This is a genomic window from Shewanella abyssi (assembly GCF_023284025.1).
GTDB lineage: Bacteria > Pseudomonadota > Gammaproteobacteria > Enterobacterales > Shewanellaceae > Shewanella > Shewanella abyssi.
Genome location: NZ_JAKIKR010000028.1, coordinates 16,400 through 41,557 on the forward strand (window position 1 = coordinate 16,400; position 25,158 = coordinate 41,557).

Sequence of the window (25,158 nt, forward strand, 5' to 3'; positions counted from 1 at the left end):
CTACATCTAGGTTGTATACATTATGCAATACGTGTAGATTGGCGGCAATCAAAATGCCGGAGCGCTACATGTCCTATTCTGCCACCAATGAAGCTAAATCCATTCTTGCTACTCGTACTTATTCAAAAGCGAGTCATCAGCACCTGAATGATTTTGCAGAACGCTATACTCGATTAGCGCTCGCTATTGGCCAGCATGATGAACATTACGTCGATGCCTACTTTGGCCCTAGAACATGGCAAGACGAAGCATATTGGCAGCCGATTGCAGATCTTAGGTTGCAGTACGAAGAGGGGAACCTAGTACTGGCAGCATTAGGCGAAAAAAATCTTGATGCAGAGCTTCGCGGTCGATATTGTTTCCTCGACAAGCAATGGTCATCAATAGGCGCGTATTTAGACCTATTAGAGGGTGAAAATGTCAGTTTTGATGAAGAAGCCCGGCGATTATACGACACCGCAGTTGCTGAATTCCCATTAGCAGAATTACAAAGTATTCATCAAGAACTCAATCGTTTATTACCAGGTGAAGGGGCGCTAGCAAGCCGTTTTAGCGAATTTAAACTGGCCTATATCGTGCCGAAAGATAAAGCGCCTGCAGTATTTAGCGCGGCGGTCGACAAAGCACGTGAATTAACCAAAAAGCAGTTCACACTACCTGAGCATGAAAGCTGCGAAGTTGAGTATGTGAATGATAAAGTTTGGACAGCATATAATTGGTACAAGGGTAATTACCACAGCTTAATTCAACTCAATCAAGATCAACCATTAACGATTGAACGCTATCTAGAGTTGGCAACTCACGAAGGTTATCCCGGCCACCATGTGTTTAACGCACTGCAAGAGCAGTTATTGGTAAAAGAAAAAGGCTGGTTGGAATACTCGATCTATCCCCTGTACAGTCCGATCTCATATCTCGCTGAAGGCAGTGCTAATTATGCCTTACAGCTATTGATGACCCCAGATGAGATAGTGTCATTTGAAAGTGACGTATTAATGCCACTGGCAGGGCTTGATGCGGATCTTACCTTATTGCACCAGGTTTTTGCTTGTATTAAGCGACTTGGATACTTTGAAAATCATGTCAGTAAATTATTAACCGATAACCAAATAGATCTTAAAGAGGCCGCTCGGCTGCTGGTAGATGATGCACTCTATACTCCCTCAAGAGCTGAGCAACGGGCGCGTTTCTTTGACCAAAATCGCGCGTACATTATTAACTATAGCCTCGGCGAAGATGCTGTTGCAGCGTGGGTGGAGAGTGGCACTGATGATAAAGCGATGCGGTGGGAGCGATTTGAGGCCCTATTATCAAGACCTCGTAGCGCATCTGCAATGAAAGTTATTCGTTAGGGTTGTGCTCAAAGGTGCGGCCTGCGACCGTTGATTGGGCCGTGTTCTCGCGGAAGACACCCTCTTGATGAACATTGTCAGCCTGCTCTTTCTGGAATGTTTGTCCGGCTTGTTGCTTGTTGAAACGCGCGAGCTGACGTTTTAGAAAGATGCGGCCAAACAGGCTTAATGCAATAAATGTGATAGCGCCGAAAAGTAGCAGAAATGGCAGCGCGACTAGGGCTAAGGTCATAAAGGCCAAACCGATAACGAATGCCAACCAGCCACGAGAGCCAGAAAATCGATTTTGCATTAGGTTGCTTTGAAACTGGTTGTAAATCATATGTTCTCCAAGATTTCTTAATCGTTAGCTTACACTAAAAAGATGAATATTGACTGAATCGGTAAGTTAACTAATTTCATATTGCCGTTTATCTAAGCAGATATCACGTTAATAAAGGTTAATCTTTATTAGCGTTTACAAATTCTTTTAAGTCAGGTGAATCGAACGCTGTTGAAACACTTTGGCAAATAATGTTCTTTACCCACTGATGCCCTGGGTCATCATCGTTTCTTTGGTGCCAAAGTAAAACATACGCAAGGGGCATAAATTCGAACGGCAGAGTGAGCTCTGTTAGCGGATATAGCTTCTTCGCATGTTGTGCAAAGCTTGCGGGCAGGGTGAAAATCAAATCACTGTGGGCGCAGATACTCGCAGCGCCATAAAAGTCAGGTACTGTGGTACTGATGCGACGGTGATGCCCTAAATCTGCCAGATGATAATCTAATGCCCACCAATCGTTGCCTTCGCAGCGTACCTGTACATGTGACATCTCAAGATAGATATTTAGATCCCAATGGCCTGCTGCAATCGTAGCGAGTAAAGGATGGTCTTGCCTGACTAAGCAAACCTGCTCATCGGTAAATAGCGTCTGATGTGCAATTCCTTCGGGCAGCCTTTCAATCTGAAAGGCGGATTGTGGGTGAAGATCGCGACCTGAAATACCGAAATCAATCTGACCTTGTTGAATAGCCAGGGTCGAGTTTTCGGTCCAAACATAGCTGTCTAACTTAAGATTCGGCGCCTTGGTTAGTAGCGGACTGATAAAATAGGGAATGAGTGTTTCATAGGCACTCTCTACCATGGCAAACGAAAACTGCCGAGTACTGCTGCCGGGTTCGAAGCTGGGGGGTAAAGTGAGTTGATATAAACTCTGTAAACTTTGAGGCAGCATTTTTCCAAGTTGTACGGCGTGGGCGGTAGGCTTTAAACCGTGAGAAGTGCGTAAAAAAAGTGGGTCGCCTAAGGTATCCCGTAAACGATTAAGGCTCTTGCTCAATGCCGATTGGCTTACATGTAACCGATTTGCAGCACGGGTAACGCTTTGTTCCTCTAATAGTATTTGTAGGATAACCAGCAGATTTAAGTCGATACGCGCCAAATTCTCTAATTTCACGAGATATTCCTCAATGGAAATTCATTATGGAAATAATATCATTTCTGTTCATACCATAGTTTGATTAATATAGTCGTGTTTACAATATTTTGAGAAAGATGATGCGCCGTAATTTACTACCTATTTTAATGTCGATGGTTGTACTTAGTCCTTTGGCTATCGATATCTACTTACCTTCAATGCCAGCGATGGCGACTGAATTTGCTGTTTCGGCTAGTGAAATACAATCAACCTTAGTGTTGTTTCTTTTTGCTATGGGGACGGGACAACTACTGATCGGGCCGTTAGCCGACCGTTATGGAAGACGACCTGTCGCATTGGGCGGTATTATCCTTTATATCGCCAGCAGCATGCTGGCGGCCGCCGCCGTTGAATTCCACTGGTTGCAGTTTGCCCGTGTATTACAGGGCTTAGCGGCGTGTTCAACCTCGATTGTGGTCTTTAGCGCGGTACGTGATTGCTTCTCGCCAAAAGAGAGCGCACGTTATTATAGTTATCTTAATGGCATGATTTGTGTCATTCCAGCGCTGGCTCCGACATTGGGTGGTTTACTGGCATTGCAATTTGGTTGGCGTTCGACCTTTGTGTTTATGACTCTGTACGCAATATTAATCCTAATTTTTGTTGGCTATCGTCTACCAGAAACTCGTCCTAAAAATACCGTCAGCTCAGGGCCGTTATATCGTTGGGCACGCTACAAGCCGGTGGTTTTAGAGACTCACTTTCTGTTTTATGCTTTTGCCTGTATGGCGGGAATGGCAGCGATCTTAAGCTATGTTTCCTATGCGCCAGTGTGGTTGATTGACCGTTTAGGTGTCTCGGAATTGATGTTTAGTGGGCTGTTTGGCTTAAATGCGGCTGTTAACATCGTCGCTTGTTTTGCAGCACCTTTGGTGATGAAAAAGTTAGGTAACCGCTCAACGGTGATTGTGGCACTGCTGTTTATGCTCGTATCTGCTGCGACACAAGTGCTAGTACAGGCATTTGGCCCGCAAACAGGTCTAGCAGCCGCATTTAGCTTTATGCTGCCAATGATGTTGCTCTGTATTGGTTTTGCGTTATTGCTTGGCCCTGCAACCAGTATGGCGTTATCGGCATTTGGTGAGAGAGCGGGCACTGCAACTGCAATGTTAGGCTTTATTCAAATGAGCGGTGCGTCACTGCTGACAGCGCTAGTGCAACAAACTAGTTTGCCGGCACCCTACGCCGTTGCAGTCGTCATGGGCGGCTTGGCAATTATCTTGCTAGCTATGATGGCGATGTCTCGCTTTGATCATTGGCATCAAGAGCAACACGCTTATTAGGTATGACCGCTAGCTTAAAGCGGCTGCTATCCAAATAATACCCTTTAACCTGTATGAATTAACCGTTCATGCAGGTTTTTTTTACCCATAAATTGAGTAAACTAGGCACTATCAAGTTTGTCTAATGAGTAGGTTTTTACTTTTGTCTCGTCCTAACTGCCCTTCGTGCCACTATCCGCTCAAAGCGTGTTTGTGTGCCAGTATCAAACAGATGCAGGTGAAAACTGAGCTGATCATTTTGCAAGATCCCACCGAAGTGGGTCACGCTAAGAATAGTGTTCGGCTGTTAGCGTTAGTTATTCCACAAACTAAAGTGGTTGTGGGTGAAACTGCAGCGGACTTTTCCCTGCTGCGTGAGCAACTGCAATTGACCGATAAACCGATATTCTTAGTGTATCCATCAACCGCAAGCCGCTCTGTAAGTGATATCGTAATCGATACTGATGTGATTCTATTATTACTCGATGGTACTTGGCGTAAGGCCTATAAGTTATTGCAACTGAATCCGTGGTTACTGGATTTCCCCGCTTTGCATCTTGATTTAGATGGTGCTTCTAATTACACCATACGTAAAGCCAGCCGCAGTGATAGTTTATCGACATTGGAAGCGAGTGCAATGATGCTAAAAGTGATAGAGCCTCAACAAGATGTGACGCCACTCACTGATGCGTTAGCGGCTTTAGTTGAGCAGAGGTTGGCGTCGATGCCGGCTGATGTGCGTGCTCGATACCGAGAAAATAAATAGTCGTCAGATTTGTGATTTATATCGGCTATTCATCGATAAAACATTATTGAGGTCACGCTAATTCAATAATAGATAGGGTTTAATAGAGATGTCATCTAAATTAGCTGACGTAAGTGGCTGCCTCATTCACGGCTTTTGCAGGGGAGCGAACTGGATTTATTCAGGTGATTGATGCAGCCATCTTTCAATACAATATTGCTTGTTTAAGCCTTTTTCAAAAGACTTAATGATTCAGCGGCAAAAACTTCAGCGGTTGCCGGCCAGCCAAAGTAATAACCTTGACCATATCCTTTCCCCATCTTCAGTAATAGCTCCTTTTGAGCTTTGGTTTCGATCCCTTCTGCTATATAGCTAATGTTTAACGTATGAGCCAGTTGCACCATCGCTTTACATAATTCCTTACCTTGAGGCTCATGCAGTCGTTGCGCAAAGCCTGCATCGATTTTCAAACAATCGATTGGCAAGTAGCCTAATCGGCTTAGGGAGCATAGACCTGCGCCAAAATCATCAATGGAGATGCCAATATTAAGTCGCTTTAGCTCACCTAGCACCGCTGACATCTGTGTTGGTTTGCGGATCAAGGCTGACTCTTCAATTTCAATAACCAGTTTGTTTGCAGGCAACTGGGTTTGCTGTAAAACCTTGGTTAACATCGACACAAAATCGGGGTGTTCTAGCTGGGAGGTTGAAATGTTCACTGTGATTTTCAACTGGTCATTGTATAACTCATGCCATTGGGTCATTTGCACGCAAGCTTGCTTAATAGCCCAACGCCCTACACTTACCAATGAGCCAGTTTCTTCTAGTAATGGGATAAACTCTTGCGCGTCTAAGATATCACCATTACTGCGTTTCCAGCGTAATAGTGCTTCAACAGCTATGGTGTTATTGGTTTCTAAATCGACTATTTGCTGGTATACCAAACTGAACTGATTGAGACTTTGTGCATGCCTTAAATCATTGAGTATAGCGAGCTTTTTCTCTGCTGCTTCTCTTATGGCAGCGTTGTAGAATCGAATATGATTTGGGCTTTTCTTAGCGGCATACATTGCGGTATCAGCCATGCTGAGTAACTGATTTGCTTCGTAGCTTTGCTGCGGAAACAGGGATATGCCAATACTGGTGCTTAAATAAAACTTCTGCCCATCGATTTCAAAAGGGGCATCAAACAACGACAGTACTAGATCTGAAAAAGCTTCAATCTCTTGTTTGTTTTTGCACTTTGGCAGCACTAAGGTAAATTCATCGCCGCCGAGCCGGGCGATCTCTGCATCCTCTAGGCAACAGGTCTCTAGTCTAGCGGCGACCAGTTGTAAGACCTTATCTCCAGTGGCATGACCGAAACTGTCATTGATATGTTTAAAGCCATTGAGATCCAAAAACATCAAGGCGCCGATCATAGAACTGTGCTGCCTGATATTATCAATGGCCTTATTAAGAATTTTAATAAGATGGAAGCGGTTGGGCAAGCCTGTGAGCTTATCGTACATGGCTTGCTGGGTAAGCTTGGCTTCCAGTCGCTTTTTTTCACTGATATCACTGAATAAATTGACGAAATACACAGTGCTGTCGGCATAGATGCGTCTGCAACTTTGCCAGGCTGGGAATTTTGAGCCGTCAGAGCGATATTTACACACCTCACCTTGCCAGTTATCTTTATTTCTTAATGGGTTCGGATCAATGCCATCGTTAAGCATCGCTTCAAGGTTTAGCTCGCTGGGTGTTTTAGTCAGCATGTGTTCAGCGCTATAACCACAAATACGACACATGGCCTTGTTAACGGCTAAAATATGATGGTTTTCATCAGTGATATATACCGCTTCAGCGCTGTCTTCTAAGGTGATCGACATCAACTCTTTCGGAAGAGATTTGAAGCCATTACTTGATTGTGGGCGACGTTTTCCACGTCGGTCCATAGGCATAAATTGGATTAATACCACGTCATTGCCATCGAGACTAAACGGATAAAGAGTGACTTTTGTCGGTAGCTCGGTACCTTGCTGACTTAAGTGTAACCAGTTAAAGGCAACGATATTTCCATGGGCGGCTTCACGCAGCTGTTGTTGGCCATATTCGGTACTATTGCGTCCTGAAGATTGGATCCTCGGGGAGAAATCATAGGGAGTAGCGTTGATGAATTTTTGTTCGATAGTCTCGAAATAGCGTAGAGCGGCTTGGTTTGCAGCAATAAAGCGGTAACCTTGTACAATTGCCAGGGCGGGCGGAGCTTCTGCGCTATCGAATTCAATAAGCTGCTCGGAAAGAGAGGCGGTGGCAGATTTTAGCCGAGAGTATAACTCTGACCATTTTTGCTTACTCATTTGTTCCGCTCCCTCATAACATTATTCAAATAGCAGTTACAGATTAAAAGTGAATAAATCTAGAGTTTTAACCACTCCTTTCCATTAGTGTCAAAAATACCTTTATTTGACACTTTGTACAAACTTGTTGTCACTAAACTTCATATTTAACGACATAACGGGAGGTTAATCTAATTTTTGAACGGGGTTTTAGCAGAAAATGAGGCTTAAAATTGCCTGTTAATGTATTTGTTTTGTTCTGGCATAATGCACAAACAAAAAGCGATAAATGAGCATGCAGTTGTTATATACCCATCCCACTGAATCCTGCATCTTCAGGTAAGATGGGTATAGTGGCTTATTTACAGGCACTAATAGATAGAAGGATTTGTTCGATGATGGCACTGAAATCACCTCATAAAGTATGGATAGGCGCAGTTTTGCTGTGTCTCCTCAGTAGTCCTATCATGGCCAATGATGAGACTTCACTGGCTGAAAAAGGAGAGTCGGCAAAGACGCGCTCTTTAACAATCGAACAAGAGCAGTTAAAAAAGGCCCGCGAAGCGTCTAGTTTGCATACTGAGCAAGAGGAAAAACTCTTGTCTAAGGCTGAGCCAAGGGACTGGGAAAGTGAGCAGCGTGAAAAGGCGCAGCAGCAGTTTGAAGCGCGTGAATCAAGAGAAGATAAGTATCTGCGTGAGGCCAAAGAAGCGGCAAATAAGCAGCGAAAAATCCCTAAGCCTATTTAGCGCTTACCATCAAAATGAAACCTGAGCTGGGATACGTCATTTGAATTTATGTCTTTTATGTCCTTTATGCCAAAAGTCGACTTTGGCCGCTTTTCATCAGGATAAAGTTCGGGCATATCAGCGCTGTGAACACTGCTACTTGGTTTCTGTGGCCGCTGCGTTTCAGTTGAACCTAGCTGACGAAAAAGCGATCTACGATCTGCATCAGAATGATCCGAGTGATCAACACTATCGACAGTTTCTTTCTCGGGCAATTAATCCGCTGTTCGAGCGGATTGAACGCTATGCTCAAGGGCTGGATTTTGGCTGTGGCCCAGGGCCAACCATTAGCGTGATGGCTGCGGAGTCTGGGATCAGAGTCGATAATTATGATTTGTACTATTTTAACGCTCCTGAGTTACTCCGCCGTCAGTATGATTTTATCACCATGACTGAAGTGATAGAGCATGTGGCAGATGCGCTGGCATTATTGCAAACATTAGACTCTCTGCTTAAGCCAGGGGCTATTTTAGTGGTGATGACTAAGCGTGTCATCAGTGAAGCCGCATTTTCAACATGGCACTATAAGAGCGATTTAACCCATATCAATTTTTACTCAACAGCCACATTTGAGTGGATCGCGGCCAAGTTTAATTGGACGCTTGAGGTGATAGCTGAGGACGTCGTATTTTTTACCAAGCAGGCTAATGTCTGTCTTTAAATGTAGTATCAAAGTTTTAGCTAAACCCGAATTTCAAACCCATTATAAATTATAAGTTTAACGGAATAATCAATATGATAAACAGAATGTCGCTTGTTATTTGTTATGCGGTACTGGCATTTGGGCTGCTGGTAAGTGGCGTCGTGCAGGCAAAAATGCCCTATTCAATCGCATTTCTCAATAAAGCCGAAGCCGCCTTGGTGTTGACCCAAAACGATGATTTTATTCAGCGTGTGAGTCAGTTTGATATCGACGCGAGGATGAAGCAGCCTGATGCGCAGTCTAAAAGTGATTACTTGGCTTTTGTGGCTAAGCAGACGATGGACTGGAGTGAGCAAGAGCAACTGGTACTCTCTAAAGCTTTTGATAGTATTAGCGCTAAGCTCGTTGAATTGAATATCAGTTTGCCCGAGCCCATACAGTTCATTAAGACGACTGGACTAGAGGAGGGTGGAGCGGCCTATACTCGGGGGCAAGCGATTATTCTACAGGCTCGCCAGATCGCTAATGAAGAGGGGCTTCCTCGGTTATTGGCCCATGAGCTATTACATGTCTACTCTCGATTTAACCCTAAGGTTAAGCAGCAGTTGTATCAGGCCATTGGTTACCATTACATCGGTGATATTGATTTCCCAAGCCAGCTTGCACAACGCAAACTGACTAATCCTGATGCACCGATAAATGACTTTGCCATACGGGTTAACTACCAAGGTAAACCAGTGTGGGTAGTCCCTATTCTGTTTGCTGATGCTGAGCGATATGATCTTGAAAGAGGTGGTGAATTCTTTGACTATTTGATGTTTGAATTTGTCATTGTTGGCCGTGATGCAGAAGCTAATAAAAGTGCTTATGACGCCGCCGGGGCGGAAATCATCGCAGTGCCAGAGTTAAAAGGCTTCTTTGAGCAGGTGGGTCGCAACACCAACTATATTATCCACCCGGAAGAGATTGTTGCTGATAACTTTGCTTTACTGGTTATCGAAGAGATCGAATTAAAATCACCCAAGATCTTGTTCAAGATTGAACAGGTCTTTAAACAAGCAAATCAGTAATTGCTAGTCAGCAGTCAGCAATCACAAGGTGCTGATTACTGATTTTTAGGGTTTAGATGGTGCAAGATAATTTTTTGCACCATGTTTTCTGTTTCATCGTGTTCCGCTTCTAAAATTAGCCCATATTGAAACTGCTCGGTCTGGCTTTCTGCATCTTGTTGGTTTTTCACCGTAACCAAGGTCTCGATGGTTTCGTCTTGCTCATCGAGGTTAACCTGTAATTGGTATTGACTGTCGAGTTCAAAGCCCTCTATCTTCTCGCCAACAAATGCGCCACCCTTGATTGATATATCACGTAGATCGCCATGAGAAACGACCTCACCGCTGGTTGTGCAAACTAGGTCTGCAGCAACGTTAATCGGGATCCGAGAGTGCTGCCTAAGTGCGACGGTTTGCAGCGCTTTGGGGTAATCAATAATTATCCAGCTGCCAACCACGCTAACGATTTTCTGGATACGACTCCTAAACGCTAGAATGTTGGCGTCATGCTCATCGCTATTGACCACGCGCATGATAACGCTTTGACGTTCTCTAACAAATGGAGCCGCTGCTAGCCAAGCTTTGTCATTGCCGTGAGCCAGAATTATCGAACGACCACTATCTACTCCAATCAATTTACTCCGCAATCGAATCGCTTGCGTCGGCGTAAGAATTTGCAGGTGAACCTCGGTGTTACAGCTCAAATTATCAAGAGTATTAAAATCACTTTCTATGGGCATGGTCAGACTTATCGCGGCAAGAGTCATTGTTTGAAGCTAACACAAAATATTGGTTTTGTTCAGGTTTAAGTAAGGCTTTTGACTGATTTAGTGGTCACTTTTTTGAAAAATAGAGTCACTATTATTATCGAAATACAGGGCTAATCTAGCAGGGCTTAAAGCACACAGTGGTACCATTCTCGTTAACAAACGTTGCCATATATTTACTATACGTTACAAATAATTGGCTCGGTTATTTGATTTTCGCGACGATTTGCTTTGTTATGGCATTTGAATAAGTCCAAATGGGTAGTAGAAACTGATAATTATCGTCATTTCGTATGCTATGACCAAGACATAAGTGCTTAAACAAGGAGCGAATAATGCAGCGCTATACCAAGGCATTGTTACTGTCTGCGAGTATGCTATTGACAGCATCAGCAGTTCAGGCAACAGAAGCCAAAGATATTCAAAGTTTCACGCTGGATAACGGCATGAAAATAATGGTGTTGGAAGACAGTTCAATCCCTAACGCCAACATGTACCTTTTTTGGAAAGTGGGTTCTCGAAATGAGGTCCCGGGTATTACCGGTATCTCACATTTCTTTGAACATATGATGTTCAATGGCGCTAAAAAATACGGTCCAAAAATGTTTGACCGCACCATGGAAGCCGCAGGTGGGGCAAACAATGCTTACACTAGCGAGAATTTAACGGTGTATACCGATTGGTTCCCTGCCAATGCACTAGAAACCATCTTTGATTTGGAAGCGGATCGTATCGAGAATCTCGATATTAGTGCCGAAATGGTCGAAAGCGAGCGCGGTGTTGTCGCTTCTGAGCGTTTAACCGGACTAGAAAACTCTAACTGGCGTAATCTGCAAGAGGAGCTAAAAGGCGCTGCATTTAGAGCGCATCCTTACAGCTGGTCGGTGATTGGCCATGAATCTGATATTGCCGCTTGGACATTAGATGATTTAGTTCAGTACCATAAAACCTATTATGCGCCGAATAATGCGGTGGTTGTTATTGCAGGTGATGTGAAGCTGGCTGACGTTAAACGTCTTGCTAATCAATATCTAGCCCCCATTCCTGCTCAAGCGCCGCCAAAAGAAGTTAACACGGTTGAGCCGCTACAAAAGGGCGAGCGCCGGGTATTTGTGCAGAAAGCATCGGTGAGCACACCTAATGTAATGTTGGGCTATCACGTACCTTCGACCTCAAATGCTGACTATTACGCACTAGATCTGTTGTCCTCTATCTTGACCACGGGTAATAGCTCGCGCATGTATCAAGGTTTAGTCGATAAGCAGGTTGCGATTGAAGTTGAAACCTATATGCCAATGTCTTTCGATGCCAACCTCTTTTATGTGATGGGTGTTGCCAATCCAGGGGTGACGGCAACCGAACTTGAAAAAGGCATGATTGCTGAGATCAACCGCGTTGCTGCTGAAGGTGTCACCGAAAATGAGCTTGCTAAGGTTAAAAACATCAAGTTAATGGGTTTCTATCAAGCGATGGAAACCATTAATGGCAAGGCTAATACCATAGGGACCTATGAACTGTTCTTTGGTAGCGTTGATAAGCTTTTCAACGCACCTCAAGCCTATAACAAGGTAACGCCTGCTGATATTCAACGTGTGGCGCAAACTTACCTTAAACGTTCGAATAGAACCGTTGCTGTGCTGGCTGCTGTTGAGGAGACTGACCAATGAAAACACTAATTACAGCCCGAGAATGCACTGCAGCATGGCTGCCAAATATCGCCAAAACAAAGCAAGTTGTAAGCGCGATGACCATTGCCAGCGTGATGGCTCTGACAGGCTGCGCCGCGACAGACATGCAAGCTACCACAGTGGACACCGGCAGCTTTAGTGTGCCAGCTTATCAGCAAATGACCCTTGATAATGGCCTGACTATCTATCTCATGCCGCAAACAGAAGTGCCGTTAATCACCGTGAATGTGACTATCCGTGCCGGTGCAGTAAACGATACCACATCGGGCGTGGCAGAGATTACTGCCGCGAGCTTGATGCTGGGAGCGGCTGGCAAGACCAAGCTGGAAATAGAACAAGAGGTCGACTTTTTAGGTGCCAGCCTTACCAGTGGCGCGGGCAAAGAGGGTAGCTATCTCAGTGCTAACTTTATGGCAAAAGATGCCGACGTTATGTTGCCTTTAATCCACAGTATTCTATTGTCGCCAGATTTCGATGCCATTGAGTTTGATAAGTTACGCCAAAGAGAAATTGCCGGACTCGGGCAATCCAAAGAGAGTCCTCGCGCCGTTATCAGCCGTTATTACGACAAACTGATTTTTGCGGATCATCCTTACGGTAACGCAACATCAGGTAATAGCAGTTCACTGGCAGAGCTTAATGTGTCGCAGCTGCGTGCTTTTCATAAGAGCTACTATCAGCCATCAAACACCGCTATTAGCATAGTGGGTGACTTTGACGCCACGGCAATGAAAGCTAAATTGCAGCAGTTATTTGCTAAATGGCAAGATAGCGAGCCTGTGATTCGTTTGGACTTGAAGCTGGGCTTGCCAACGCTTGATGCGAGCAATGTGCTGTTAGTCGATAAGGGCGATGCCGTTGAAACCACTTTTCTAGTGGGCGGTATGGGCATAAGCCGTGATAATCCTGATTTTGTTGGTTTAACCGTGGTCAATACCATATTGGGTGGGCGTTTTACCTCATGGTTAAATGACGAGTTAAGGGTCAATGCAGGACTAACCTACGGCGCTCGCTCAGGCTTTAGTGCTTATTCAGCTGCGGGTACCTTTAGGATCAGCACCTTTACTAAGACGGCGACGACTAAAGAAACCATCGATCTGGCGTTGAAGACTTATAAGCGCTTGTGGGAGCAAGGGCTGGATCAGGCCACCTTAGATTCTGCTAAGGCTTACGTAAAAGGCCAGTTTCCACCTAAGTATGAGACCAGTGGTCAGTTAGCTGGGTTGATGTCTGATATGTATCTTTATGGCTTTGATGATGCATTTATCAATGAGTTTCAAGCCAAGGTTGATGGCTTAACCTTGCAAGAATCAAAGCGCTTAATCGATACTTACTTCCCTAAAGACAAGCTACAGTTTGTCATTATCGGTAATGCAGCCAAGATCGCGCCAATTGCTCAGCAATATGGCACGGTGAAACAGGTCGATATTAAAGATGTTGGTTTTGGTGGTTAATCGATAACTTGACGCTCATTATCTTGAGTTCAGCTTATAGCATTAGATGATCGATCAAAAAGCCGCGATAGATGTCGCGGCTTTTTACTGTTAATTTGTCAGTAAAACATAATTAGGCAGTTGCCAAAATCTTATCGACAATGGCTTGGTTCGCTGCGGGGAATTCAAATGAGGCTAGATCCGCTTTAGCGACCCACTGCACCATCTGACCCTCTACGCCATGGGCAACCCCAGAGAAATCTTTCACCCAATGAATATCAAGCAGCACTTTTTTATCACCATAATCATGCTGGATCTCCATCATAGGTGTTGTGCTTGATACATTGAGGTCGACCTCCTCTTTTAGCTCTCTTATAAGCGCTTGAGAGGTGCTTTCGCCAGATTCTACCTTGCCGCCTGGGAACTCCCACTTTCCGCCTTGGTGAAGGTGGGCATGACGCTTAGCCAATAAAATCTCCTTGGCGTCGTTTTCAATCACACCTACAGCGACATGGATTGGTTTACTCACTGCTTATGGTCATCCTTTGAATCATCGTCATTCATAAAAAAGTCCGCATCATCGTAACCGAGTTGATCTAGCATCTCTGGGTCAAACTCAGGCTTAACGGGGATCGCGTGCTTCTCTGACGCCCAATCACCGAGATCAATCAGTTTGCAGCGGTCGCTGCAGAAAGGCTTAAATTTAGAATTGTTATCCCAGGTGACTTCTGCTTGGCAGGTTGGACATTTTACAGTAAGAGACATAATTGGATTAACTAGCGTTTAGAATGAGAGTGAGGCGATTTTATCGCTTTTAAGGGCAGGTTGCCAACTCAAACTGAATCGATTGATCTGAGTGCCTTTGTTTATCAAACTGCACAAAGTGGATCGCATAACGATTTTTATGACCGCTAATCGTCGGGTAGCAACCATGTTCGGCTGCGATTTTAACTCTAATGAGTGATAGCGCTTGATCGCTGTTACCTTGATAAAACCCGGCAACGGCTTGATGCTCGGTATATTCGGTTGCCTGTCTGGTTAAGTCGAGCAGCAAATTAATCGGTGATAAAAGGCAAGCAAACTGGCTCATCCACTCTTGATATTCTGCTTGACGAACCTCCCACGGTTTAGCGAGCCAAAAATGCAGTTGCGGCAGATCGAAATTACAACTGGCACCGGGCATTTTAAATCGCTGCCTCAGTGCGGCAAGAAAGCGGTCTTGTTTTATCTGGACTCCAGGGCGGTCAGAGACTTGTAAAATCTTTCGTGCCACGCTGAGTTTAGCAATATAAGTTTCGACTTCTTGGCTATTAATTGTCGGTAGGGATTGCCATTTGGATAGTGCAAAAAGCTGTCTGTCTAAGTCTTTAAGCACTTCACCACGGTAATCGCAGCGCTCGGTGAGTTCGCACAGTGAAAACAGAGGATAGAAACAGCGGTGCTGGTGGTCATGATCTAAGTTGGCCTGTAATTGTTCGGCCAAATACTCTAGCCTTAGGTAGCTACGTATTTTTTCGTTAAGTGGTTGTTCATAGATCAAATCAGTCATGGCGTTATTTAAGCACTACAGGATAATTTTAAATAAAATGTGTTTAGTGCGTTTACCTTGCACTTTAACGCCGATATCTCTCCTTGATTGTCTATGACATCATCGGCTTTTGACAGTTTCTCGGCCCTAGTGGCCTGACTGCCTATTATATTTTTTACTTGCTCGGCAGAAACCGTATCTCTTGCGATGGTTCTCTGCTGTTGCAACTTTGGTGGAATATCCACCAAAAGTGTACGTTGCACTAACCTATCTAACCCGTTCTCAAATAGCAAGGGCACAACCATAATTACATAATCTGATAGCGCATCTTTACAATTTTTCAGCATAGTCTCCCGAATTAACGGGTGTAATAGGTTATTTATCCATAAGCGTTGTTCATTGTTATTAAAAATCAGCTCTCTTAACCTGGCGCGATCTAAATTGCCATCATCGAGCAAGACACTGTGTCCAAAATGGTTGACGATGGCATTGAGTCCGTCTGAATCTTTACTGACCACTTCACGCGCCACAATATCGGCGTCGACTAAGGTGATACCAAGATCGGCAAAAAGGTTAGCAACCGTCGTTTTACCGCTGCCGATGCCTCCGGTGAGTCCTACGATATAATCAGCCATATTGCCTCATTCACTCATTGATTCTGAAAGCTGAGAAGGTCCTAGGTACTAGGACGTTCGCCAGCTCACTGCTAGGACGGGCTAGGTCCTGCTAGGAAATCAACAGAAAACACCCTTTGGCTTTTGATGTTGATTCTATGCTTTGCTAGCACCTTCTTTTAAAGTAGGTCGGCATTTATGCCGTCGCTGTTATCTTTTCTAGTTTTTATACCGTAAGCGAAGATCCTAGATCCTAGGCCGTTCGCCTGCTCACTGCTAGGACGGACTGGGTCCTGCTAGGAAATCAACAGAAAACACCCTTTGGCTTTTGCTGTTGATTCTATGCTTTGCTAGCACCTTCTTTTAAAGTCGGTCGGCATTTATGCCGTCGCTGTTATCTTTTCTAGTTTTTATACCGTAAGCGAAGCGTTCCGTAGTGACGATGTCGCGCGCCGTAAGGCCGTTCGTCTAAGACTTACCTCTTTGCTAGCACCTATCTGAAAGCTGAGAAGGTCCTAGGTACTAGGACGTTCGCCAGCTCACTACTAGGACGGACTAGGTCCTGCTAGGAAATCAACAGCAAACACCCTTTGGCTTTTGATGTTGATTTTATGCTTTGCTAGAACCTAGAACCTAGAACCTAGAACCTAGAACCTAGAACCTCTAAACTCGAACCTAGAAGCGTTATAACGTCGAAATATACCATTGGGTAATCGAATCGCCCCATATCATGGCAATCCAACCTGCGGCGGCAATGTAAGGTCCAAAGGGGATTGGGTTGCCTTGATTAAGCTTTTTAAAGGCGATCAATGTCAGGCCGACAACTGCGCCCACTAATGACGACACTAGAATCACTATGGGCAATACCTGCCAGCCAAACCAGGCGCCAAATACTGCTAGCAGCTTAAAATCACCATAGCCCATACCTTCCTTGCCGGTGACTAACTTAAATGCCCAGAACACGCTCCAAAGGCTTAAGTAACCCGCGGCGGCGCCGACAATGGCATCTGACATCGACACGAAGGTGCCGCTTAAGTTTAAGATTAGGCCTAACCACAGCAGCGGCAGGGTGATTTGATCGGGCAGTAGCATCTCATCGAGATCAATGCCTGTCAGCACCACAAGGCCAAAGGTGAGTATTGTGGTCAATACAAACTCCGGCGTTGGGCCGAAATGCCACGCGAGAAAGGCCACTAAACTGCCGGTGATCAATTCAACGATTGGATAACGCGCCGAAATAGGATTATTACAGGCGGCGCATTTGCCTCTTAATGACAACCAGCCGAGTATGGGCAGGTTATGCATGGGTTTTATATTGGTTTTGCACTTTGGGCAGGCAGAACCGGGCACCACTAAGTTGTACTTTTCTGGAAAAGCATCGATAGGCGCGCTAAGGGCGGTTTCGTTCTGCTCAAACACTGGCTTTTTATATTCAGCCAGATAGTGGTTGCACTCTTGCTGCCAATCTCGCTTCATCATTACCGGTAAACGGTGAATCACTACGTTTAAAAAACTGCCGATAACGGCAGCAAACACAAAGCTCAGCGACACAAACAACCAAAGGTTGTGGTTAAAAATGGTAATTAATTCAGTCATTATTTTTCTTTGTTTTGTTAATCATATAAGTTATTAATAATGGATTCTAATGATAACGGTTATTGAGGTAAAGCTGGCTAGCCACCCACAACATTACCTAATTGGAATATCGGCAGATACATGGCAACAATTAAGCCACCAACCACAGTACCAATCACCACCATCATAATCGGTTCAATCAAGCTTGATAAGCCATCGACGGCATCATCGACCTGCATCTCGTAAATATTGGCCACCTTGTTGAGCATATTATCCAGTGAACCAGATTCTTCACCAATCATCACCATCTGGATCATCAAGTCAGGAAACAGCCCTGTGGTGCGCATCGCCACATTCATCTGCATGCCCGACATCACTTCGGTGCGAATATTAAGTACCGCCTTTTTGTATACCGCATTACCGGAGGCGCCTGCAGCAGACTCTAAACCATCAATTAGTGGCACGCCCGCAGCAAAAGTGGTGGCTAGGGTGCGAGCAAACTTAGCCATGGCGCCTTTATGCAATATCTCACCTACGATAGGGATTTTTAACACCAAAGCATCAATTTTGTCACGAAATAGCTGCGAGTTACGGTGGGCGCGCCTAAAGCCCCATAGCGCTGCAATAATGGCAATCACAAACAGGTACCAGGAGGCTTGCAGCCAGCGGGACAGGTTTACCACTATTTGGGTGAAAGCTGGCAACTCGGCGCCAAAGCCCTGAAAGATCGTTTCAAACTGCGGCACCACAAACAGTAGCAGTAGTGCGGTGACCATTATCGCCACTATGACTACCGCTGCAGGGTAGAACATCGCCTTCTTAATTTTCGACTTTAACGCTTCAGATTTTTCCCGATAAGTGGCGATGCGATCAAATACCGCGTCCAATGAGCCTGAATGCTCGCCTGCGGCCACCAGATCGACATACAGATCATCAAAGTAGAGCCGATGCGGCCTTAATGAATCTGACAGCGGAATGCCCGATTGCACGTCATTGACAATTGTCGCTAACAGCTCACGCATCTTGGGCTTTTCATGGCCTTTACCCAGCAGTTCAAGGGTGGTAACAATCGGTACCCCCGCTGCCAGCATGGTGGCAATTTGGCGGGTAGCCATGGCGATATCCATGGGTTTGATTTTTTTCTCTGAACTGAACAGCGGCGCCGATTTTTTACGCACCGATTTGGGGGTGACGCCTTGAGCTTTTAGCTGAGCGCGAATTTCGGCGCTAGAGACCCCCCGCAGTTCACCACTGGTGCGGCGGCCATCACGGCTAACCCCTGCCCAAGTGTAGGTGATCACTTTGGGTTGGCTTTTTTGGGTTTTCTTTCTCTCTCTAGCTTGTTTAGATTGTCTGGTTGCAATAGCCATTGGCACCCTTGATATTCAGTATTGTTATTATTTGCTCTTGTGGCTCAGTTTTTGGTGGCTCACTCTTCAAACCGGAGAGCTTAGAAGCTAGTGACGCGGTTAATCTCTGCAATACTGGTGACCCCTTGGATCACCTTTAACAGCCCTGAATCGCGCAGGTCGCGCATCCCTTGCGATTTAGCCTGCTTAAGAATTTGCAGTGAATTGCCCCCCTCCATAATGGTGCGGGCAATCTCATCAGACATCTTCATCACTTCATAAATGCCGACACGGCCCTTATAGCCGCCAGAGCAGTGCTCACAGCCAACAGGCTTGTGGGCTATTATACCCTGTTGGATTTGCAGCTGAGTAAAGCCAAGCTTGAGCAGCTCATCATTAGGGACAACTTCAGGGGTTTTGCAGGCTGGGCAAAGTCGTCTCGATAGACGCTGGGCAATAATTAAGTTGACCGAGCTGGCGATGTTATAGCCGGCGACACCCATGTTGATAAGACGGGTCAGGGTCTCGGCGGCAGAGTTGGTATGTAGGGTTGATAATACTAGGTGACCTGTTTGCGCCGCTTTAATCGCTATTTCGGCGGTTTCCAAATCTCGAATTTCACCCACCATCACCACATCGGGATCTTGACGTAAAAAAGAGCGCAGCGCCGAGGCAAAGGTCAGCCCGGCTTTTAAATTAATATGAACCTGGTTAACGCCTTCAAGATTGATCTCAACCGGATCTTCGACGGTGGAGATATTGCGCTCTTCAGTATTAAGAATATTCAGTCCGGTATACAGAGAGACGGTCTTACCGGACCCTGTCGGCCCGGTAACCAGGATCATCCCTTGGGGTTTCTTGAGCATATCTTCGTACATCTGTCTTTGGTCATCTTCATAACCAAGTTTTTCGATACCCAGCTGCGCCGAAGAGGAGTCCAAGATGCGCATTACGATCTTTTCGCCCCATATAGTGGGCAGAGTGCTAACACGAAAATCAATGGATTTAGTGCGGGACATCTTCATCTTGATGCGGCCATCCTGTGGCACTCTTCTCTCCGCAATATCAAGTTTCGACATCACTTTCAATCGTGCAGAGATACGCCCCGACAGATTCACCGGCGGCTCAGACACCTCTTTTAAGATACCGTCGATACGAAAACGGATGCGATAACGCTTCTCATAGGGCTCAAAATGCAGGTCCGATGCGCCTTTGCGGATGGCATCGGTGAGGATTTTATTGATATAGATAACAATGGGCGCGTCATCTTTACCATTCCCCGTTTGCTCTTCCTCGCGCTTATCGGTATCGGTCACCTCAATGGCCGCGAGCGCTTCCTCATCAATAGCGCTCAGGTCAAGCGCGGTAATATCCTCTTCGAGTACCTTGTCGAGGGCTTTAATCAGCTTGTCATCTTCAACCAAAATTGCTTCGGCGTGCAAGCCTGCACTGAACTGAAAGTCTTCCAGTGCAGTGATATTGGTTGGGTCGGAAGTGGCAATGTAGAGGCGGTTACCGCGCTTAAACAGCGGTAAACATTTATGTTTCTCAATCAGCTTTTTATTGAGGAACTCATCGGGGATTGCCGATATGTCGAATTCATCGAGATCAAGCAGTGGGGTGCCATACTCTTCGTAGCAAAGCTCGGCAACTTCACGAGCTGTTAATAGTTTGATCGTAACTAAGGTGCGTACTAAAGATTGCTTGTGTTTACGGGACTGCGCTATAGCGTCCGCCAACTGTTCTTCGCTCAGCAGTCCTTTGCGAATAAAAAGTGTCGATAATCCCAAATGTAGGCCTGTTGATGGCATAGGCGTTTCCGTTGCACACAAGTGTAAAAATCATAACGTTTTTTAAGCGTTTTGTCATGGTCGTTGTGAGTAAAAATAGATAAAGAAAGAGACAGAATAATGCCGAATGTCATGTTTTAAAAAGACCTTTTAAAACATGTGTTTATGATGGATGTCGCCTCGCTGCTTTATCCTTTAATAATCATAGTGTCTCAATTGCCATAAAATTGACATTTATTTCATGTTTTAGCCAGTAAAATCGACAGTTTTTGTTGAGACATGGCATGCCAAACGAGGATTTTTTAATCGTTGTAGAGCCAAAGTACAGAAATCATAAGGATGTGTTCATGTAAGTTGTTATTATAGCGAAAATATATAGTGTCTGAATGAAAGCTGGAGCTTTGGAGCTGTGGGATGTTATTGAAGACTTATGCCTGGGGAGTCATTGCTACGTTCGCAACCCTATTCTTGTTGGGGACAGTGTTTTCATTCCACCTTATCCACATTGTTGGTATTGATAATGAATATGACTTAAAAAGACTCATTGTGGTTGGTTTTATCGCTATCTCTTCTCTTGGTTTGCTTGGGATAAGAGATGTGCCGCTGATAAACGTTTCCACATTGACCAAAACACTTTTTGGCCTATTTATATGTTTGGCTACTTATTCTGCTTTAGCGAGTAAACACCCTTATTGGGGAATGGTTGAAATTGCCAATATTGGCATGCTGGTGGTAGCATTTTATGTGCTTTCGGCATGCATGAGGGCTATTGATCGAGATAAGCTGCACTGTGGTGTTTACGCTTTTAGCTTGCTGTTCTCTGTGTTGACGTTTTGTAAGTATATTCTGTTTCTTTTGTTCTCCTACTTTGATGCGCAAAGTTTTAATATTCACGGACTATTATCGGGTTACGTTAACGTTAGATTTTTTAATCAATTGCAAGTCATGCTGGTGCCGCTGCTTTTTTTGCCTTTTGCTCTCCCGATATTGGCAAAATTCAAACGAGTCTCTTTAGTCTTTATTGCTCTTCACTGGTTGGTTCTGCTGCAAACCGAAGCGCGTGGCGCGGTACTCTCTCTTATTCTCGCTCTGGGGGCTATGTCATATTTTTTACCCAAAGATATTCGTAAAAGCTTAATTGTAGCCTCGCTTAAAGCCATGTTGCTTGGAGGGATCCTATGGTTTGTGCTTATATTTCTTATCCCTTATTGGTTAATGGATAGTTCAAACTTCCAAATAAGGACGGGCAGCTCCGGACGTATCGATCTTTGGCTCTTTGTTCTTAAATCAATTCCTGAACAACCTTGGCTTGGTTTTGGGCCGATGAGTTTCAGTTGGGCTGAAGGAAGGCCATTGCCTAATGCTCACCCACATAATTCGGTCATGCAACTGCTTTATGAGTACGGTGTCATCGTGTGTATGCTTTTCATCGCGTGGGCTGTAAACCGTTTTTACAATATGATGGCATACATAAGAAAATCTGAAGTGTTCGTCTTTGTCCCGATAGCTTTTGCTCTATTGTCGGCTCTTATTTATTCATTGGCCAGCGGTGTGCTAGTGATGCCAATGGCACAGCTGCTGCTAGTGTGCTTGGTTGCGATGCAAGTGCAATATAGCAGCCCTCATTACTATAAAATGGGTGCGCTTTCTCGGGGCGTGTTGTTTTTCGCGGTGACAGCCGCGACCGTTGTGCTATTGGTTAGCTATAAGAATGAAGCATTGCTTCCTGCCTTGTTTCCCAGAATTTGGGTCAATGGGCTAATTAGCTATTAAATTCAACTGTAGTAGGCTCAACCTGAATATCGTTGTTGGAGGTTGTGGGAGACTCGCTGAGCTATGACGTTATTCCGTGAATATATCAGGTGTTTGTCTATTGCTATTCTATCCGAAATATTATCATCGGTAAGTTTTTAAAGTATTTACTTTCATATGGATGGGCAATCGGTAGGCATAAAAAAGGCCACTTTTTTAGCGGCCTTTAATTCAGAGAGTAGAGCTCTAAGTGCCCACGCTGCATGTTGCTGTTGTTGTATCACAGTTAATAGACGTTGTGTCTGAATCCTTTGCTACAAATGCCCCAACAGTTCCAGTACAAGCAGCTGCTACATAGCCATCTAGAACTATGTCAGCAATATCAGCGGCGGCCTTTGCCTTAGTGTAAGCAGATGCTTCAGCCAAACAAGAGTTAACCTTACCTTTATCGACATATTCTTGATAAGCAGGCAGTGCAATCGCTGCCAAAATACCGATAATCGCGACTACGATCATCAATTCAATTAGGGTGAAACCCTTAGCCTTGTTCATTTGTGATCTGTTCATCATTGCTTTATTCATCATAGTCATGTCTATCTCCATTAGAAATCATTTAAGTCAGTGCGGTAAATGTATCGTTTGTTGCAACTGCTTAGTGTAATAGTGCTTCAACCTTGCTTGATGCTCCTGCGCTAGCATGTCGCAATATCCAAAGCTTTGAGCCAATGGGTGAAATATATCGCTAAAACATCTAGCTGAAATATTTTCCTATATAGCCGTTAGCGCGACCTAAGGTGTCAGTGTCACTGTTATTATGTAATTCGTTTAACTCTTATTTAGCTTTTACTAAAGTCTTGTTTAGCTCTTATTTAACGCTATCTAATTTACAGCGATAAAGCTAGCTTATACTCATTTTTTTAAGTTGTTTGAAAAGTTAATCCCAACGTATCGAGGTGATATTTTGGGGCTCTCTTTTGTAAAACTTAAAGTGTTAACTCAATTTACCTTGCTTCATTCAGCACTCTAAACTCTAAACACTTAACTAAACTCTAAATATTAATCGTATGTTTAGTGTACATATCTAATCAACTATAATGCTCATTTTTTGATAGAGCCAACACTAAGTTTAAGCCACATATCTTAAGTTGAAACAAAGCTAGTTTACTGCATTAAATAGCAAACAAATAAAAAGTAAATAACATTAAACCACAAGCTGACGCCGTTGCCCTCTTGTCTACTGCCAAAGTTAGTACAAAGTTAATGGAATTGGAATAGGCAATGAGCACAAAGTTGTAAGCTAATGGCTAATTCATCTAAAAGTAGCGCTTGTTGTACTAAAAAGTTCTAGCATTATATTGTCAGTGGTAGGGTTATTGACGATTTATGCTAGAACGTCATTTTTAAGGCGCAGTAAACTGCATATTTGAGCTGGCAGTGGCTAAAGTGGTTTAGACAGCGGCTTTCGATGCGATATCACAAAAAACATGATATTTGCGACCTTTGTAAATCTCTGTCTAACTGAATTGGTTAGGCCGTTTTTTATACAGTTACTCTGTTGTACTGCATTTGCACATCGTGTAAATAGTGACCGCTTAAGTGGAGCTGAGATAGTCTAGTCGTTACAGCGGTTTTATTCGAAATATCGCCTTTCGCCTTTACAACTACGTAACATCGTGTGGCGGTTAAGCTAGATTTCAATTGTCTGTGAATATTCAAATGGTAGTGATGCTGTTGTTATTCATTGCGGCAATTTATGGGGTTGATATACAAATATTTATTATTTGGCTTATTAAAAGCTGATTCAATAGAGCAGCGGCAGAGGCTAATTTTGACGCTATTGTTGCTTGGCTAAACTTATTATCCCAAGGACAACCGTTAAATAAGCAAGTGATTTTGCTTGTTCCATTGTGACTACAAATGCTGCTAGTGATACTGAGGCTAGTTGCTAAAGCTAAAGTTTAACTGGTCAGTTGAATGTGATGATTGAAATAGTAGGCGATGAGGCAGAGGCCTATTTAGTGATTAGTGATTGAGCGGAAGTGAGTTTGTTTTCTTAAAAGCAAAGATCTCAGCGCTTAGTCGCCAAGACCTTTGCCATATGAGTGCTGTTTATTCGAGCGCAGGCTATTTAAGTCTTAAGGATAGATCAAGCGCGCGCACATGTTTGGTCAGTGCACCGACTGATATATAGTCAACGCCAGTTTTAGCAAAGCTAGTAATGGTATCGAGGGTGACATCACCAGACACTTCTAGTTTGACGCCCATGCCTTTAGCCAAGTATTGCTTATTAAGCTCTACGGCCTCTAGCATCATAGTCACATCGAAGTTATCGAGCATGACGATATCCGATTCAGCCTCTAATGCTTGAGTCAGCTCATTGATGCTCTCGACTTCAACCTCAACCGGCTTATCTGCCTGTAACGCTCGAGCGGCGGCAATTGCTAGGGCGATGCTACCACAGGCCATAATGTGATTTTCTTTAATTAAGAAAGCGTCAAACAGCCCAATACGGTGGTTTTTACCCCCACCACAAGTGACCGCATATTTTTGTGCAGTTCTGAGTCCGGGAATGGTTTTGCGGGTATCCAATAGCTGGGTATGGGTACCCGATAGACGATCTACGTAATGCTTAGTTAATGTGGCAACCCCTGAAAGCGTTTGAATGAAGTTCATTGCGGTGCGCTCGCCAGTCAGAATAGCGCGGGCTGGCCCCTCTAATTCACACAATAACTGATTGGCAACCACCAGATCACCATCGTCAACATGCCAATGTAGGGCAACATTGCCACCCAGCTGGTTAAACACCTGCTCGGCCCACGCTTTACCACAAAATACTCCGTCTTCACGGGTGATTAGCGTTGCTTGAGCAACTCTGTCTGCTGGGATGAGTTGCGCGGTAATATCGGCATCGAAACGTTGTGATGCAGCAAGACCGGAGTGGGCATCTTGATGACCTAAATCTTCGTCAAGTGCGGCTTTGACTGAGAGTCGAATGTCATTTTCAAGCATGTTTGGCTGTCCTTACTGGCTAAATGTAGCCGTGGT

Annotated in this window: 21 protein-coding genes and 1 pseudogene; 9 read left to right on the plus strand and 13 right to left on the minus strand. The window is 44.5% G+C overall.

Features of this window, described 5'->3' with window-relative positions; all coding sequences use genetic code 11:
* Positions 1-68: 68 nt before the first annotated feature.
* On the plus strand, positions 69-1,352 hold the full coding sequence (locus tag L2755_RS13035; RefSeq protein WP_248981128.1) for a hypothetical protein: 1,284 nt from the start codon (positions 69-71) through the stop codon (positions 1,350-1,352).
* Here L2755_RS13035 and L2755_RS13040 read toward each other — a convergent pair.
* A complete protein-coding gene (locus L2755_RS13040; protein WP_248981129.1) occupies positions 1,342-1,674 on the minus strand; it encodes a hypothetical protein in 333 nt (110 codons plus the stop codon). The two genes, L2755_RS13035 and L2755_RS13040, sit on opposite strands and share 11 nt — an antisense overlap.
* A 118-nt stretch (positions 1,675-1,792) precedes the next feature.
* Positions 1,793-2,788 (minus strand): LysR family transcriptional regulator, encoded by a 996-nt coding sequence (locus L2755_RS13045; RefSeq protein ID WP_248981130.1) that lies wholly within the window; start codon positions 2,786-2,788, stop codon positions 1,793-1,795.
* Between the two features lie 101 nt (positions 2,789-2,889).
* Here L2755_RS13045 and L2755_RS13050 point away from each other — a divergent pair, with 101 nt between their 5' ends.
* Positions 2,890-4,092 carry a multidrug effflux MFS transporter gene (locus L2755_RS13050; RefSeq protein ID WP_248981131.1) on the plus strand — a complete coding sequence of 401 codons (1,203 nt, stop codon included), beginning with the start codon at positions 2,890-2,892 and terminating at the stop codon, positions 4,090-4,092.
* Between the two features lie 142 nt (positions 4,093-4,234).
* Positions 4,235-4,837, plus strand: coding sequence for a tRNA-uridine aminocarboxypropyltransferase (locus tag L2755_RS13055; protein ID WP_248981157.1), 603 nt, complete (start codon positions 4,235-4,237; stop codon positions 4,835-4,837).
* A gap of 203 nt (positions 4,838-5,040) precedes the next feature.
* On the opposite strand, the gene L2755_RS13060 is transcribed toward L2755_RS13055, so the two are convergent.
* Complete coding sequence (locus L2755_RS13060; protein ID WP_248981132.1) at positions 5,041-7,158, minus strand: EAL domain-containing protein; 2,118 nt, start codon at positions 7,156-7,158, stop codon at positions 5,041-5,043.
* 374 nt (positions 7,159-7,532) lie between these two features.
* Between L2755_RS13060 and L2755_RS13065 the strand changes: the two genes are divergently transcribed.
* The 3 genes from L2755_RS13065 to L2755_RS13075 all read left to right on the plus strand — a co-directional run bounded on the left by L2755_RS13065 (position 7,533) and on the right by L2755_RS13075 (position 9,638).
* Positions 7,533-7,886: a hypothetical protein gene (locus tag L2755_RS13065; RefSeq protein ID WP_248981133.1), complete on the plus strand. Its 354-nt coding sequence runs from the start codon at positions 7,533-7,535 to the stop codon at positions 7,884-7,886.
* Between the two features lie 40 nt (positions 7,887-7,926).
* Positions 7,927-8,586 carry a class I SAM-dependent methyltransferase gene (locus L2755_RS13070; protein ID WP_248981134.1) on the plus strand — a complete coding sequence of 220 codons (660 nt, stop codon included), beginning with the start codon at positions 7,927-7,929 and terminating at the stop codon, positions 8,584-8,586.
* A 74-nt stretch (positions 8,587-8,660) separates the two neighbouring features.
* The gene (locus tag L2755_RS13075; protein ID WP_248981135.1) at positions 8,661-9,638 is read left to right on the plus strand and encodes an eCIS core domain-containing protein; all 978 of its coding nucleotides are present in this window, start codon (positions 8,661-8,663) and stop codon (positions 9,636-9,638) included.
* Positions 9,639-9,673: 35 nt separating this feature from the next.
* Here L2755_RS13075 and L2755_RS13080 read toward each other — a convergent pair whose 3' ends face one another.
* Positions 9,674-10,357, minus strand: coding sequence for a PilZ domain-containing protein (locus L2755_RS13080; RefSeq protein ID WP_248981136.1), 684 nt, complete (start codon positions 10,355-10,357; stop codon positions 9,674-9,676).
* Positions 10,358-10,719: 362 nt separating this feature from the next.
* Here L2755_RS13080 and L2755_RS13085 point away from each other — a divergent pair, with 362 nt between their 5' ends.
* Both L2755_RS13085 and L2755_RS13090 read left to right on the plus strand, forming a co-directional pair.
* Positions 10,720-12,051, plus strand: a complete 1,332-nt coding sequence (locus L2755_RS13085) for a M16 family metallopeptidase (RefSeq protein WP_248981137.1) — start codon at positions 10,720-10,722, stop codon at positions 12,049-12,051.
* A gap of 77 nt (positions 12,052-12,128) precedes the next feature.
* Entirely contained in the window at positions 12,129-13,526 is a 1,398-nt protein-coding gene (locus L2755_RS13090) for a M16 family metallopeptidase (RefSeq protein WP_428847798.1), read from the plus strand.
* Between the two features lie 112 nt (positions 13,527-13,638).
* Here the strand turns inward: L2755_RS13090 and mutT are convergent, their stop codons facing one another.
* From mutT to pilB, 7 genes are all read right to left on the minus strand, one after another.
* Positions 13,639-14,034, minus strand: a complete 396-nt coding sequence (gene mutT / locus L2755_RS13095; protein ID WP_248981139.1) for an 8-oxo-dGTP diphosphatase MutT — start codon at positions 14,032-14,034, stop codon at positions 13,639-13,641.
* On the minus strand, positions 14,031-14,270 hold the full coding sequence (yacG, locus tag L2755_RS13100) for a DNA gyrase inhibitor YacG (protein ID WP_248981140.1): 240 nt from the start codon (positions 14,268-14,270) through the stop codon (positions 14,031-14,033). The genes mutT and yacG overlap by 4 nt, the downstream gene beginning before the upstream one ends.
* A 49-nt stretch (positions 14,271-14,319) precedes the next feature.
* The gene (gene zapD, locus L2755_RS13105; protein ID WP_248981141.1) at positions 14,320-15,054 is read right to left on the minus strand and encodes a cell division protein ZapD; all 735 of its coding nucleotides are present in this window, start codon (positions 15,052-15,054) and stop codon (positions 14,320-14,322) included.
* 8 nt (positions 15,055-15,062) lie between these two features.
* Positions 15,063-15,668 (minus strand): dephospho-CoA kinase, encoded by a 606-nt coding sequence (gene coaE / locus L2755_RS13110; RefSeq protein ID WP_248981142.1) that lies wholly within the window; start codon positions 15,666-15,668, stop codon positions 15,063-15,065.
* Positions 15,669-16,331: 663 nt separating this feature from the next.
* On the minus strand, positions 16,332-17,243 hold the full coding sequence (locus tag L2755_RS13115; RefSeq protein ID WP_248981143.1) for a prepilin peptidase: 912 nt from the start codon (positions 17,241-17,243) through the stop codon (positions 16,332-16,334).
* A gap of 77 nt (positions 17,244-17,320) precedes the next feature.
* Positions 17,321-18,592: a type II secretion system F family protein gene (locus L2755_RS13120; protein WP_248981144.1), complete on the minus strand. Its 1,272-nt coding sequence runs from the start codon at positions 18,590-18,592 to the stop codon at positions 17,321-17,323.
* Between the two features lie 80 nt (positions 18,593-18,672).
* Complete coding sequence (gene pilB, locus L2755_RS13125) at positions 18,673-20,382, minus strand: type IV-A pilus assembly ATPase PilB (protein ID WP_248981145.1); 1,710 nt, start codon at positions 20,380-20,382, stop codon at positions 18,673-18,675.
* A gap of 393 nt (positions 20,383-20,775) precedes the next feature.
* Here pilB and L2755_RS13130 point away from each other — a divergent pair, with 393 nt between their 5' ends.
* On the plus strand, positions 20,776-22,134 hold the full coding sequence (locus L2755_RS13130; RefSeq protein ID WP_248981146.1) for an O-antigen ligase family protein: 1,359 nt from the start codon (positions 20,776-20,778) through the stop codon (positions 22,132-22,134).
* A gap of 431 nt (positions 22,135-22,565) precedes the next feature.
* Here L2755_RS13130 and L2755_RS22395 read toward each other — a convergent pair.
* Together L2755_RS22395 and nadC are read right to left on the minus strand one after the other, a co-directional pair.
* Positions 22,566-22,665 (minus strand): annotated as a pseudogene (locus tag L2755_RS22395) (prepilin-type N-terminal cleavage/methylation domain-containing protein); the annotation flags it as partial.
* Between the two features lie 1,572 nt (positions 22,666-24,237).
* The gene (nadC, locus tag L2755_RS13140) at positions 24,238-25,122 is read right to left on the minus strand and encodes a carboxylating nicotinate-nucleotide diphosphorylase (RefSeq protein WP_248981147.1); all 885 of its coding nucleotides are present in this window, start codon (positions 25,120-25,122) and stop codon (positions 24,238-24,240) included.
* Positions 25,123-25,158: the final 36 nt, after the last annotated feature.